The organism is Kitasatospora sp. NPDC052896 (assembly GCF_044547075.1).
In the GTDB taxonomy this organism is placed as follows: Bacteria; Actinomycetota; Actinomycetes; order Streptomycetales; family Streptomycetaceae; genus Kitasatospora.
The window spans coordinates 332,883-346,353 of the sequence record NZ_JBITZU010000008.1; the positions used below are offsets into that span (position 1 = coordinate 332,883).

Genomic DNA, 13,471 nt, shown 5'->3' on the forward strand with positions numbered 1-13,471 from the left:
CGGTGCTCCGCAATCCTCTTACGCAACCGGTGCTCTCACTCTCGTCAGACCTCAAGCGCCAAGGCCGTGTCCAGCCCTGGCCCCACTCACAGGAAGACGGCCGCACCCCGTTCCGCCGCTGACACCCGCAAGAGTGAATCGTAGAACAAGCCGGATAAACAAGATCAACTCTACCGTGAACCTTGTCGAATTCTTCACGTTCACAACGGCGCATCAGGAGTTTCCGCAGGTCACGGATGCATCACCGTTCAACTGCCGGAAACCTGGCAGGACGGAGTGTGACGGAGATCTCACCGCGCCGTCCCGCGACCCGCCCGGATCGGACTGACATCCGGACAGCGGGCGGACCGGCGGACCCGCCTGACCTGGCGACGGGTCCGGCCCGCGGGATGCCGAATCCCATTTCCGACGGCCTGTCAGGTAATTCGTGGACGGGGGAAAATGGCCCCGGAAATCCCGGCGCCACCGCACCGGGAAATCCACCGGCGGGAAGCACCGGAAGGCCCGGAGCGTGGTCGGCACCACTCGCCCCGAGCCCTTCCCCGGCAACCGGTCCGCGGCTACCCGCAGTCGCGCACCCGGTCAAGCGTCACATAGCCGTGATCGGCGGCCAGTTCGTGGTCGTAGCAGCCCCCGTTCGCGGTCGTCCCGACGTAGTGCTCGCGCCCGCTGCCGTCCGCCTGGACGATGGTGCCGGACTCCCGGTCCAGCACGCCCTGGGCGGTCAGCTCGTCGTCGGTCCGGGCCTGGTCCCGCCAGGAGCCGCCGCGCAGGGTCTGCTCGTCCAGGTGGCGGGCCACCGTCACCTGACCGCTGGCCAGGTAGCTGTCGGCGTTCGCGCCCGGCGTGTAGCCGCTGGTCACGTCGATCGGGTAGGACCAGCCGGCGCGGGAGACCTCCGGCCGGCCCCAGCCGTTCCCGGTGCTGGTGGTGGTCCGGGTCCAGCCGCTGTCCCGCTGCGAGGTGACCTGCCGCTGGCCCTGGTCGGCGATGGTGTTGCTGTTGCGGTAGTCGGTGTGCTGGTCGACCCGGGTGGTGATCCGGCCGCGCGAGGTGTCGACGTAGCCCTGCACGGTCCAGTCCCGCCCGGCGGTGGTGGTGATCAGGTCGCTGCCGTCCGGCCGGGTGGACTGCGTGGTGCCGAGCGTCGGCGCGGACCGGATGGTGTCGGCGGTGACCGCACCGGTGGTCTGCTGCCGCAGCGGGTCGGTGGTCAGGAAGAGGCTGCCGTCGATGGTCCACAGGTCGCTGGCGCCGGCCGGCGGCAGCAGGGTGACGGTGTGCGGACGACCGTCGGTCAGGGTGCCGGCGAACGGGGTGAGGTCGACGTCGTACGGCTGGGTGCGGAACGCGTCGACGCTCGGGATCGGACGCCACATCAGCGGGCTGATCCCGCCGGTGTAGATCGCCGGGAACGGCTGGACGGTGCCGGCGAGCCGGCCGTCCACCAGCACCTGCACCTCGCGGTAGCTGCCGCCGCCGCACAGCCCGTACGAGGGGTGCTGGGCCGCGTAGGCGTCGGGCACGTTGGAGTACCAGAACTCCTCGCAGCCGCCGCCACGGGCGTAGAGCTGGAGCCGGACGCCGGTGAGGTCGCGCGGGAAGGTCAGCGAGGCCGTGGCGCTCTGACCCTTGCCGAGGGTCCACCAGCCGGGCGCGGTGGTGGACTGCGAGACCGGGAGCACCTGGTCGGCGGTGGCGGCCGGCGGGTACCGGCGGTCGGCCTGGTAGTAGGTGACCGTCATGGTCATGTGGTAGACGCCGGTGTAGGTGGAGTCGACGATGTTGCCGAGGTCCACCACCACCGGCTGCGGGCTGCGCAGCAGCGGGATGAAGCTGCTGAGGTCCTGGTCGACGTGCCAGTGGATGCCGGACGGGTCCGGCTCCGGGGTGCTGGTGCGGAACACCTCCGCGCCGCCGATCCAGACACCGGCGAGCCGGTCGTACTGGCGGCCCGCGACGCTGCCGGACCAGTCCAGCACCACCTTCGACCACGGGCCGGGGCAGTCCTCGGGCGGGGTGAGGGTGCCGGTGAAGGGCTGGCCGTAGCTGTTGGCGAAGTCGTGCCGCATCGCGGTGACGGTGCAGTGCGGGGTGTCCGGGCGACTGACCGGCGGCAGCGCGGTGACCGGGTCGGCGTAGTCGGTCTCGACCTTGCCGGTGCCGGGGGCGGCGGCCCGGGCCCCGGCCGCGGCCGGGGACGTGGACGAGGCGGTGGCCGGCGCGGCGGACGCGGTGGCCGCCGGGAGGCAGAGCGCGGCGGCGAGGGCCAGCACCGCGACGGGGGCGGCCAGGGCGCGCCGGCGCCGGTGCGGGAATATCTTCACGGGGCGTTCGTCGCCTTTCCGGCAGCAGGTCGACTTTTGATGCGCTTGGCATGTACTCACGCAGCGTCGATCGGTGTCAAGGCTCCGGACCCCGCTATTTCCCTCCCGCCCCGCCCGGTTGACCGGCAGTCAGCGGCCGGGCGGGCGGCGGCGCCGGGACGGGCCGCCCCGGCGCCGTCCAGCCGACTACATCCCGCCGTGCGGCTTCTCGTGCAGTTGGTCGTGCAGCCGGGCCGCGACCCCCCGGCAGAAGCGGGCCAACTCCTCGCGCCCCGGTTCCTGCCCCGCCCGGAGCGCGCCGAGCTGCGCGTCGGTGAGGCGGTTCGGGCCCGCCACGGCCATCAGATGGCCCAGCTCGTCCAGCAGCTCGGCGAGCCGGTGGGCGTCGGAGTGGTCGAGGGTGGCGGTGGCCTCGAGGTGGCCGATGGTGACGGAACCAGGCATCAGGGACTCCTTCGCTCGCCCCCTTCTCCCCACGGTACGACCGCCGTCCGGCCCCCGCCCGGCCCCGCCCGGGCGGGCGCCGAGCACCGGGCACCGCACGCCGGCCGGCGCCCCCTGCCGCCACCCACCCGGCGCGTGGCAGGATGCGACGCACCCCTGGCGCACGCCGCCCAGGGCCCGCAGGCATCCGCAGGAGGTCCGCCGTGGCCGAGCGACCGACCGGCTCCCCGTCCCAGCTGCCGTTCTTCGTCTACGGCACGCTGCGCCCCGGACTGGTCAACCACGACCGCCACCTCACCGGGCGCTGCGCCGAGGCCCGGCCGGCCGTGCTGGCGGGCGCCGCGCTGCACGAGGGGCCCGGGTTCCCGTACGCCGTCCCCGCGCCCGGCCGACGGGTCGTCGGCGACCTGCTCACCATCCGGCCGGACGTCTACGCACGGGTGCTGACCGAGCTGGACGAGCTGGAGGAGTGCCGGCCGGACGGCAGCGGCCTGTACGTCCGGGTCCAGCTGCCGGTCCTGGTCACGGACGCCCCGGAGCGGCGCACCCGGCCGGCTTGGGTCTACCTGGCCGGCCCCGCCCAGGCCGCCCGGCTGCGCGCGGCACCGACGCTGATCCCCTCCGGCGACTGGACCGACCGCTGGACCGCGGGCCCGGCCTGAGAACGCTCCGGACTCGCGGTGCATCCCCGGCGAGCTGGGTGTAGAGAGGAGGGGTGCCCGTCCGGCAGCGTTCCGAAGCCCTTCACCGGCCCCGGCGGAGCCGCAGTGTCCTGGTGCTCCTGCCCCTTGCGCTGATCGTGGTGATCACCGTCATCGACGTGCTCTCGCCGCAGGACGTCCACCTCGGGCCGCTGCTGGTGGTCGCGCCCGCGATCACCGCCTCGTTCGCGGGCGCCGGGCTCACCGTGCTGGTCGGCCTGGTCTCGCTGGCCGCGCTGCTCATGATCAGTGTGTTGCACGGCGGCCTGAGCACGTCCAACCACGAGGCCCAGCTCGCCTCGCTGTTCGTGGTCTCGGCGGTGGTGGTGGTGTACACGGCGCTGCGCGACCGGCGGGCCCGCGAGCTGGTGCAGGTCCGCTCGGTCGCCGAAGCCGCCCAGCGGGTGCTGCTCAGGCCCCTGCCGCCCCGGATGGGGTCGCTGCGGATCGCCTCGGTCTACCTAGCCGCCGAGGAGGAGGCGCAGGTCGGCGGCGACCTCTACGCCGCGGCCCGGACCGCGGGCGGGATCCGGCTGATCGTCGGGGACGTCCGTGGCAAGGGGCTCACCTCCCTCGGCGAGGCCGCCCTGCTGCTGGGCGCCTTCCGGGCCGCCGCGCACCTGCAGGCCGAGCTGCCCGAGCTGGCGGCGTACCTGGACGGGAGCGTCAGCTGGGAGCTCGCCGCGACGGCGGACGGCGAGGCCGAGGCGGCAGGGAGCGGGCAGCTCGAGCGCTCGGTGGGCAGCGGCGGGTCGCCCGAGGCCGGCGAGTCCTTCATCACCGCGGTGGTCCTGGACATCCCGGACGACGGCAGCGCGATCCAGCTGATCAACTGCGGCCACCCGCCGCCCCTGCTGCTGCACGAGGGCCGGGTGGTCCCGCTGAACTCGCCGCGGCCCGCGCCGCCGCTGGGTCTGGGCAGCCTGGGCGGGCCGGTGGAGTCCCGCTACCGTCCGGAGAGCTTCCCGTTCCCACCCGACGGCCGACTGCTGGTCTACACCGACGGGGTGATCGAGGCGCGCGACGTGGACCACGTCTTCTACCCGCTCACCGAACGGCTGACCGCCTGGAACACCGACGGCCCGGCCGACCTGCTGCGGCACGTCCGCCGGGATCTGCTCCACCACGCCGGTGGCCACCTCCGCGACGACGCGGCCCTGGTCGCCGTGGAACGCCTCCCCCACCCCTGACCTGGCGAGTGCGACGACGAGTACCCGCCGGGGAGCCCGACGCGCGGCAACGACCGGCGGCTGGACCTCCGGGCGAGCCGAGCCCGCCTTGACACCCCTGGTGGGCGGGCGTACAGAGAAGAGATGCGCCAGGGTGTGCCGTCGGACCGGGGAGGTCCGCACGTAGCCGGCGGTACCAGGGCGACGCGCGACGGGGACGACCTCGCCAGCGCCCGCCAGCGCCGTGGCGTTCCCGCCGGATCCCGGGCCGGGCCCGATCCGCGCCGCACCCCGGACGCCCCCGGCCCTCCCGAGTCCCCGCTCGCGGTCGCCGTCCGGAAGTCCGTGCAGAGCACCGACGCGTACGGCTGCGTCGCCTACCTGCGCTCGCCCGACGATCGCTCGCTGCTGCTCAGTGCGGCGGCCGGGGTACCGGTGTCGCTGTTGGGCGGGTTCCGGCGGCTGTCGGTCCGCAGCCCGCTGCCGATCGCCGCCGCCTATCGCAGCGGCCGCACCGTCAGCCTCTCCGGGGCCGAGGAGACCCTGCGACGCTTCCCACAGCTGCTGGTCGGCCTGCCGTACGCGTTCGCCACCGTGTGCGTCCCGGTGACCGCCGGCGGGGAGCGGCTCGGTGTGCTGTGCGCGTTCTGGCGGGCCGGCAAGGACGCCGCCGCCCCGAACGCCCGCCGCCACCTGCGGACCATCGCCAACCGGCTGGGCGCCGCGCTGGCGGCAGGCGGCGGCCCGGCCGCCGCCTGCTCCACCCGCACGCCCACCATCGTCGAGCTGCCCGCCCTCGCGGGCCCGGCCGCCAGCGTCGGTCTCTTCGACTGGGACCTCGCCACCGACACGGTCGCCGCCGACGCCCGGGCCTGCGCGGTGTTCGGGCTGGCCGACCCGGCCGCGTTCGACGGCCGGGCCGAGACCCTGGCGGACCGCCTGCACCCGGACGACCGCCCGGCCTTCCACTCGATCGCCGCGCGGGCCCGTGCGGACGGCGCGGTCCGCGCGGTGCGGCTGCGCGTCCTGCCGGACGAGGCGGGCGGCCCGCCGTGGCCGATCGAGCTGTGGGGCCGGGTGCCCGGTCCGGCCGGCCCGGCGAGCCGGCCCGGTGAGCGGCTGGTCGGCGCCGTGCTGGACACCCGGACCGGCGCGGCCGCCGCGGGCGCGGTCGAACGGCTGCGGCACGGCGTCTTCGCGCTCGACCCGGACGGCTGGATCACCCACACCAACCACATCACCGAGGCGTTGCTCGGCAGCCGCCGCGAGGACCTGCTGGGCCGCCACCCCTGGGAGGCGCTGCCCTGGCTGGCCGACCCGGCCTACGAGGACCGCTACCGGGCCGCGATGCTCTCCCAGCAGCCGACCTCGTTCCTGGCCTGCCGCCCGCCCGACCGCTGGTTGGCCTTCTCGCTCTACCCGGACGCGCACGGGGTGACCGGCACGGTGGTGCCCGCCCCGCCCCCGGCGCTCGGGCCGGTCCGGGTCCAGCCGGACGCCGCCCCGCCCGCGGCGGCCCCCGAGCCGGTGCCGCCGGCCGGCCTGGGCGGGATGTACCACCTGCTGCAGCTGGCCAGCGTGCTGACCCAGGCGGTGACCGTCCGGGAGGTCTGCGAGACGGTCGCCGAGCTGATCCTGCCGGCCTTCGGCGGCCAGCAACTGGCGGTGTACGTGGCCCGCGACAGCCGGCTGCACCTCGCGCTGGAGGTCGGCTACCCGGAGGGCTTCCTGGACCGCTTCGAGGGCATCCCGATGCGCGCCCGGGTGCCCGGGGTGGAGACGCTCAGCTCCGGGACCCCGATCTTCTTCGAGTCGCCCGAGGCGCTCGCCGCCGCCTATCCGGGCCTCCCGCTGGACGAGCGGTCCTCCTGGGCGTTCCTGCCGCTGATCGCCTCCGGCCACCCGGTCGGCAGCTGCATCCTGGGCTTCGACGAACCGCGCCGGTTCACCCCGGAGGACCGCGGGGTGCTGACCGCGCTGGGCGGCCTGATCGCCCAGGCGCTGGAGCGGGCCCGGCTCTACGACACCGAGTTCGCGCTGGCCCGCGGCCTGCAACACGCCCTGCTGCCGCACCGGATGCCGCAGGCGCCGGGCCTGGTCATCGCGGCCCGCTACCTGCCCGGAACGGTCGGCATGGAGATCGGCGGCGACTGGTACGACGTGATCCCCACCACCCGCGGGCTCACCCTGGTGATCGGCGACGTCGAGGGGCACAGCGTGGCGGCGGCCGCCACCATGGGGCAACTGCGCAGCGCGGTACGGGCGTTCACCAGCTGCGGGCTCTCCCCCGACGAGGTGATGGAGCACACCGACCGACTGCTGGCCGAGCTCGGCCCGGGTCTGCTGGCCAGTTGCCTGCTGGTCGAGCTGGAGTCCGCCGAGCCGGCGCGGCCGAACGGCACCGCCCGGGCCGCGCGGGCCGTCCGGGCCGGTCATCTGCCGCCGCTGCTGCGCCACGCGGACGGCCGGGCCGAGGTGCTCGACCTGCCCGGCGGCCCGCTGCTCGGCATCGACACCGGTGGCGAATTCCCGGTCAGCAAGCTGGAGTTGCCGCCCGGCTCGGTGCTGGCGCTGTACACCGACGGGTTGGTCGAGGAGCCGGGCATCGAGATCGACCTCGGGGTGGACCGGCTGCGGGTCGCCCTCGCGCACGGCGACGCGGGCTCGCTGGAGGAGCTGGCCGACCGGCTGGTCGGCGACGCCCGCCGCTCGGCGCACCGGGCGGACGACGTCGCGCTGCTGCTCGCCCTGGCGCGGGGCGCGGAGTGAGAGGCCGTACCGTGGCGGTGGCGGCGCGCCGGACGGCTCCGGTGGTTCGGGCGGTTCGGGCGGTTCGGGCGGTTCGGGTGGCTCCGGTGGTTTCGGTGGTCCCGGTGGTCCCGGTGGTTCGGGTGAGAGGTGACGGATGGGCAGCACGGCGGAGAGTGAACCGGAAGTCGGCGGGCCCGACTTCACGCCCGAACAGCTGGCCCGCGGCCGGGCGCTGCGCCGGGCGCAGCTGCCGTGGGCGCTGGGCGGGCGGGTCGCCGGGCTGGCGCTGACCCTGCTGCTCGGCCTGACCCCGGCCGGCGCACACCTGGTGACCTGGGCCGGCGGGCTGTTCGGCGGCTCGCGCAGCGCCCGGGTACTGGCCGGCGCGGCCGCGCTGGTGCTGCTCGGACAGCTGGTCGCGCTGCCGTTCGGCGCCCGGGTCCGCTCGGTCCGGCAGGCGTACGGGCTGGTCACCCAGGGCTGGCGCGGCTGGGCGGTGGACCTGCTGCGCGGGCTGGCGCTGACCCTGCTGATCGCGCTGCCGGTCGCGCTTGGGCTCTACGCGCTGACCGGCCGCTCGCCGGGCCGCTGGTGGCTGCCGGCCGCGGCGGCCGCGGCGCTGCTGACCGTGGGCTTCTCGTTCCTCTTCCCGCTGGTGGTCGAGCCGCTCTTCAACCGGTTCACGCCGCTGCCGGCGGGCGAGCTGCGCGACGCGCTGCTCGGGCTGGCCGAGCGGGACGGGATCCGGGTGCGGGACGTCCTGGTCGCCGACGCCTCGCGGCGCACCACCGCGCTCAACGCGTACGTCTCCGGGCTGGGCGCGACCCGCCGGATCGTCGCCTACGACACGCTGCTGGCCACCGCCGACCCGCGCGAGGTGGAGCTGGTGGTGGCGCACGAGCTGGGGCACGTCAAGCATCGCGACGTGCTGGTCGGGACGGTGCTCGGGGCGCTCGGCGCGGCCGTCGCGGTAGCCGCGCTCGGCGGTCTGACCGGTCTGCCTCCGCTGCTCTCCGCCGCCGGCGTCGCGGTGGGCGGGCCGCACGGCGGGATCGCCGACCCGCGCTCGCTGCCGCTGCTGGCCGCCTGCGCCACGCTGTTGAGCGCGCTGACCGGGCCGCTGCGCTGCGCGGCGAGCCGCCGGATGGAGACCCGCGCGGACCGGCACGCGCTCGAACTCACCGACGATCCAGGGCAGTTCATCGCGATGCAGCGCCGACTCGCGTTGACCAACGTGGCCGACGTGGACCCGCCACGGGTGCTGCAGCTGCTCTTCGCCACCCATCCGAGCACCGCCCGCCGGATCGCCGCCGCCCGCGCGTGGCGGCGGGGCTGAGCGACGACCCGGTGGAGGTCAGGCGGCGTCCGAGGGCTCCGGGGCGCCGCCGCGGCGGTTGCGGCCGGTCACCGCGGTGCGGGCGATCTGGGAGAGCTTGGCCACCTCGAACGCGCTGTACGCGCCGCCCGCGAGCAGCGAGAACTTGACGCCCGCGCGCCCGGCCGGCCGGCGGTAGCCGTCCGGGACCCGACGCTGGTAGGCCTCGGCTGCGCGGTGGAAGAAGCGCGGCCGCTCCGCCCGGGCGACGCAGCCCGCGAGGTCGAAGACGAACAGGTAGTGCTGGATCATCCGGGTGAACAGGTACGGCCGCAGCGGGTCGAGGGCGGGCTCCCGGTCCAGCAGCTCGAAGCTCTGCTCGTACTGGTCGAAGAGGTCGAACTCGCTGCTGCCCGGCGAACCGGCCGGGTGCACGGTCTGGCGGCGGCGCAGCTGCACCAGCTCGGCGTCGAGCACCGCCAGCCGGCCGGCCGTCAGCATCGCCCGGTGGACCGGCGGGATCTCCTCGTAGCGGCCGTCCGGGAAGACCAGCGCCTGCTCGTCCCAGTGCCGACGGCTGATCAGCCGGTCCCAGGCCTGGGCCGGGGCGGCGAACAGCTCGGGGTGGTCGAGCGGGCCGAAGGCCCCGTCACCACCGGCCGCGGCCAGCAGTTCGGCCGCGCCGCCCGCCCAGATCCGCCCGGCGTGCAGCCGGGTGTGACCGAAGAGCAGCAGGTCCGGCGGGGTGTCCAGGGCGCGCAGCCGGTCGGCGAGGGCCAGGAACGCGCCCGGCGCCACCAGGTGGTCACTGTCCAGGAAGAGCAGGTACTGGCCGCGCGCCCGGTCGACGCCCGCGTTGCGGGCACGCCCGACGCCGACCTCCGCGTTCAGCCGCAGCACGGTCACCCGGGGGTCGGCGGCCTGCGGGACCTCGGTCGGGGTGTGCGGCGAGCGGTCGGCCACGACGATCACCTCGAACCCGCCGAAGGACTGGTCGAGGATCGAGTCCAGACACTCGGCGAGGTGTCCTTGCAGGTCATGGGCGGGGAGGACGACGGAGATCAGTGGTTCGGGCACGGGGCAGAAGGTAGGCGGCTGTCAGGGACCCAGCAAGGGCAGGCAACTGGACATATGCCGCAACTCCTATGAATCCTGCGGGATGCTCACCAGATCCTCACGGACCGGTCACTGACCCGCCGCCCGCTGACTGTCCGTCACCGGATGCCACGGGCCGCCATCGTCGACTAGCCTGATCCGGAACCGGTGGGCCACCGTCGACGGAAGGACCGCAGCACGTGGAGCACCTCCCCTTCGAGACCTGTGAGCTGGCCGAAGCCCCGACCGTCACCGCGCCGGACGGCGCGCTGGTGCGGGTGCTCGCCGGCCTGCCCGGCGCGGCGAGCTTCGCGCAGTTCGAGCTCGCCCCGGGTGCCGTCTCGCACCCCGTCTCACACGCCACGGTGCAGGAGATCTGGTACGTCGCCGAGGGCTCCGGCCAGCTCTGGCGCCGCCAGGACGGGCGCGAGAGCAGCATCCCGCTGCGTCCCGGCACCAGCGCCAGCATCCCGCTGGGCACCGCCTTCCAGTTCCGCGCCGACGGCGTGGGCACCGGTCCGCTGCGGATCGTCGCGGTCACCGTGCCGCCGTGGCCGAACAGCCCCGACGAGGCTCGCCCGGAGGACGGCCCGTGGACCCCGACCGTCCCGGCCGGATGACCGGACCCGCGGGGAACCCGCGGCACCCCACCCGCCCGGACCCGACCCGGCATCGCTCCCGCCCGCTCCACGACCGGGCCCGGCGCACGCCGTAATCCGATCGACGGTCGCCGCCGCCTCCGGGCAGAGTGAACCCATGACCACTCGCGGACTGCGCCCCGACGGAACGATCGCCCGCGAGGGCTCCCTCAGCCGCGTCCCGCCCGAGTTCGCCCCCGTCGTGGTCGCCGCCCGCACCCGCATCGCGCAGACCTTCGCCCCCGACCGCCTGCACAGCGCCTACCTCTACGGCAGCGTCCCGCGCGGCACCGCCCGCCCCGGCAGCTCCGACCTGGACCTGCTGCTGGCCCTGCAGCACCGGCCCACCGCCGCCGACCGGGCCGACGCCGACGCCCTGGAGAGCGCGCTCGACACCGCGTTCCCGCAGATCGACGGCGCGGGCGTGCTGCTCTTCGACACCGCCACCCTGCTGAGCGACCTCGAACGGCACGACCTGGGCTGGTTCGTCAGCTGTCTCTGCACCCCGCTGCTCGGCCCCGACCTCGCCACCCGGCTCCCCCGCTACCGGCCCAGTCCCCTGCTGGCCCGGGAGACCAACGGCGACCTGGCGCTCTGCCTGCCCCGCTGGCGGGCCCGGCGGGCCGCGGCGAGCACGGACGCCGAGCTGCGCGCCCTGGTCCGTGGCGCCGCCCGCAAGCTCGTCCGCACCGGCTTCACCCTGGTGATGCCCCGCTGGGGCGGCTGGACCAGTGACCTCACCGAGTCCGCGGAGATCTTCGGTCGCTACCACCCCGACCGCGCCGCCCAGTTGCGCGCGGCGGCGACGGCCGCCCGCACCCCCACCGCCGACCCCGCCGTCCTCGCCCTGCTCCTCGACGACCTCGCCCCCTGGCTGGCGGCCGAGTACACCACCGTTCACGGCACCAAGGCGCCGCGTCCGTAGCCGGCGTCAGGATCCCGCTCCGCCACGCCCCATCCTCTGACTCTCAGCTCCGAACCGGCCACCACGAGTGACCAAATCAGCCGTTCGACGGTGGCCGAACCCCGCAGACCCCACCCGGCCCCCGGTCGACGGCGATCCAGGGGCGGCCAACCCGTGGGACTCCCGCAACTTCCCGGGACGGATGTGGTGGCGACTTCCGGCCAATGCGACCTGGCCGGTCATGGCCACCTCCGACTGATCGATTATGAGCATGACAATTCCCTGTGGTGATACTGCCGAGCTCTGTCCGTTCAGTCGACCAAGGGAGTTCGACATGCGTACCAGGAACATCCTCGCCACCGCCCTCGCCGCGACCGCCGCACTGGCCCTGGGCACCGCGAGCGCCGTCCCCGCGACCGCCGCCCCGGCCCCGGTGGTTCACGCCGCCGCGGCACCCGCGGCCGACACCCCCGCGCCCGACGCGCTGGTGCTCACCCTGACCGGCGACAGCTCGCAGAACGTCGCGCAGTGGGAGCGCACGGTACTGCTCAGCTGCCAGCCGAGCTTCGGCGGCGACCACCCCGACGCGGCGGCCGCCTGCGCCGGACTGGCGGGCGTGCAGGGCGACTTCGCCGCCCTGCCGGTCGCCCACACGTTCTGTCCGGAGCTCTACCTGCCGGTCACGGCGGCCGCCGAGGGCTTCTGGGAGGGCCAACCGGTCTCCTACCAGCAGACGTTCACCAACCAGTGCGACATGCTCCGGGCGACCGGCCAGGTCTTCGACTTCTGAGACCGTCCCAGAGTCCGTTGATTCCCCAAGGCCCGTGGCCGGCTCCTCCGTTGAGCCGGCCACGGGCCACCACCGTTTTCCCGCGCCGGACTTCAGGCCGCCTCGCGCAACGCCCGCATCCCGTCCCGGTCGGTGCGCCGGTGCGCACCGAGCCGGTGGAGCAGCACCCACCGGCCGTCGTCGGTCGCGGCGGCCAGCACGCTGGCGTCCCCGGTGGCGCCGTTGTGCCAGGTGACCCGGCCGTTCCGCTGCCAACTCGGGGCCGGCGCACCCAGTTCGCGCTCCACCACCAGGCCGGTCAGCAGCGCGGCGGCGGCCCGCGGGGTGGCCCACAGGCCGCCCGCCGGCAGGATCGCGCCGTCCATGGTCCACGGCCGACGGTCACGCCCCAGTAGCCCACGGCCGACCAGCCGCTCGGCCGGATCGGGCCGGGAGGTCACCTCGGTCACCCCCAGCGGCTCCAACACCCGCTCCCGCAGCAGCTCTTCGTACCCCTGCCCGGTGGCCGCGACCAGCACCGCGCCGAGCAGCGCGTACCCGAAGTTGGAGTACTCCGCCTCCCCGCCCGCCGGCCGCGCCAACAGCCGGTCCAGCCGCGGCAGTAGCGCGGCGAGCGCCTCGTCGGTGAACGACCGGTACGGGTCACGCAGCGAGATGCCGGGCGGCAGCCGGGGCAGCCCGGAGGTGTGCGTCATCAGCCGCCGCGGCGTGATTCCCGTCCCCGCCGGCACGGTCGGCAGCACGCGCTCCACGGGCTCGTCGGGGTCGAGCACCCCGGCCGCCGCCAACCGCGTCAGCACCGTCCCGGTCAGCGCCTTGGTGAGCGACCCGATCTCGACGTACCGGTCCACCGCGTGCCCGTGCTCGACCCGCGGCTCGGTGAAGCTCCCGAGCAGGCAACTGGCCACCCCACGCATACGAAACCCCTCCCCCTTCACCACCCCCAGGACGCCCGCTACGCCGACTTGGTTCTGGCGTAGTGCCGGGAGGCCTTCGCGCGATTCCCGCAGGAGGCCGGTTCGGGGCCTCGGCGAGCAGTCGCAGGTAGTCGTCGGCCGCGCGCCAGGCGGGCAGCCAGCCGGGCTGGTCGGTCTCGGCGCGCTCGGACGGACGGCCGTCGGGCCCCAGCGGCACCGCTCCGACCTGCGGTTCCAGCCCATTCGGTGACTCCTCCCCGGCGTAAACGCCGGGGCTTCTCGCTAAGCCGGGTTGGCCCCGCGACGGACCAGCCCGGCCCGTAGAACGTTGACGGCTCCCACCGTGTCGGCGTGCGCGATGTGGCCGCAGGACTGACAGTGGAACTTCTCCTGTGTGGGCCGGTTCTCCTTCGCTGTGTG

General features: G+C 74.9%; 12 protein-coding genes. 7 read left to right on the forward strand and 5 right to left on the reverse strand.

Annotation, left to right across the window (positions count from 1 at the left end):
• Positions 1-560: 560 nt before the first annotated feature.
• Both ACIGXM_RS19725 and ACIGXM_RS19730 read right to left on the reverse strand, forming a co-directional pair.
• Positions 561-2,327 carry a peptide-N4-asparagine amidase gene (locus ACIGXM_RS19725; protein WP_396562520.1) on the reverse strand — a complete coding sequence of 589 codons (1,767 nt, stop codon included), beginning with the start codon at positions 2,325-2,327 and terminating at the stop codon, positions 561-563.
• A 186-nt stretch (positions 2,328-2,513) separates the two neighbouring features.
• A complete protein-coding gene (locus ACIGXM_RS19730; RefSeq protein WP_396562522.1) occupies positions 2,514-2,771 on the reverse strand; it encodes a hypothetical protein in 258 nt (85 codons plus the stop codon).
• A gap of 203 nt (positions 2,772-2,974) precedes the next feature.
• Between ACIGXM_RS19730 and ACIGXM_RS19735 the strand changes: the two genes are divergently transcribed.
• From ACIGXM_RS19735 to ACIGXM_RS19750, 4 genes are all read left to right on the forward strand, one after another.
• A complete protein-coding gene (locus tag ACIGXM_RS19735; RefSeq protein WP_396562524.1) occupies positions 2,975-3,433 on the forward strand; it encodes a gamma-glutamylcyclotransferase family protein in 459 nt (152 codons plus the stop codon).
• Between the two features lie 110 nt (positions 3,434-3,543).
• Complete coding sequence (locus ACIGXM_RS19740) at positions 3,544-4,662, forward strand: PP2C family protein-serine/threonine phosphatase (protein WP_396562570.1); 1,119 nt, start codon at positions 3,544-3,546, stop codon at positions 4,660-4,662.
• A gap of 324 nt (positions 4,663-4,986) precedes the next feature.
• The gene (locus tag ACIGXM_RS19745; protein ID WP_396562526.1) at positions 4,987-7,410 is read left to right on the forward strand and encodes a SpoIIE family protein phosphatase; all 2,424 of its coding nucleotides are present in this window, start codon (positions 4,987-4,989) and stop codon (positions 7,408-7,410) included.
• Positions 7,411-7,546: 136 nt separating this feature from the next.
• Entirely contained in the window at positions 7,547-8,728 is a 1,182-nt protein-coding gene (locus tag ACIGXM_RS19750; RefSeq protein WP_396562528.1) for a M48 family metalloprotease, read from the forward strand.
• Between the two features lie 18 nt (positions 8,729-8,746).
• Here ACIGXM_RS19750 and ACIGXM_RS19755 read toward each other — a convergent pair whose 3' ends face one another.
• Positions 8,747-9,784, reverse strand: a complete 1,038-nt coding sequence (locus ACIGXM_RS19755; protein ID WP_396562530.1) for a glycosyltransferase family 2 protein — start codon at positions 9,782-9,784, stop codon at positions 8,747-8,749.
• Positions 9,785-10,002: 218 nt separating this feature from the next.
• On the opposite strand from ACIGXM_RS19755, the gene ACIGXM_RS19760 reads away from it, so the two are divergent.
• The 3 genes from ACIGXM_RS19760 (at position 10,003) to ACIGXM_RS19770 (ending at position 12,134) form a co-directional block, all read left to right on the forward strand.
• Complete coding sequence (locus ACIGXM_RS19760; protein WP_396562531.1) at positions 10,003-10,422, forward strand: cupin domain-containing protein; 420 nt, start codon at positions 10,003-10,005, stop codon at positions 10,420-10,422.
• A gap of 136 nt (positions 10,423-10,558) precedes the next feature.
• A complete protein-coding gene (locus tag ACIGXM_RS19765; RefSeq protein WP_396562533.1) occupies positions 10,559-11,365 on the forward strand; it encodes a nucleotidyltransferase domain-containing protein in 807 nt (268 codons plus the stop codon).
• A gap of 313 nt (positions 11,366-11,678) precedes the next feature.
• On the forward strand, positions 11,679-12,134 hold the full coding sequence (locus ACIGXM_RS19770; RefSeq protein ID WP_396562535.1) for an SSI family serine proteinase inhibitor: 456 nt from the start codon (positions 11,679-11,681) through the stop codon (positions 12,132-12,134).
• 92 nt (positions 12,135-12,226) lie between these two features.
• Here the strand turns inward: ACIGXM_RS19770 and ACIGXM_RS19775 are convergent, their stop codons facing one another.
• Together ACIGXM_RS19775 and ACIGXM_RS19780 are read right to left on the reverse strand one after the other, a co-directional pair.
• Complete coding sequence (locus ACIGXM_RS19775; RefSeq protein WP_396562537.1) at positions 12,227-13,051, reverse strand: serine hydrolase domain-containing protein; 825 nt, start codon at positions 13,049-13,051, stop codon at positions 12,227-12,229.
• 282 nt (positions 13,052-13,333) lie between these two features.
• Positions 13,334-13,471, reverse strand: a 138-nt coding sequence (locus tag ACIGXM_RS19780) for a zinc ribbon domain-containing protein (RefSeq protein ID WP_396562572.1), incomplete at its 5' end; no start/stop codon positions are given.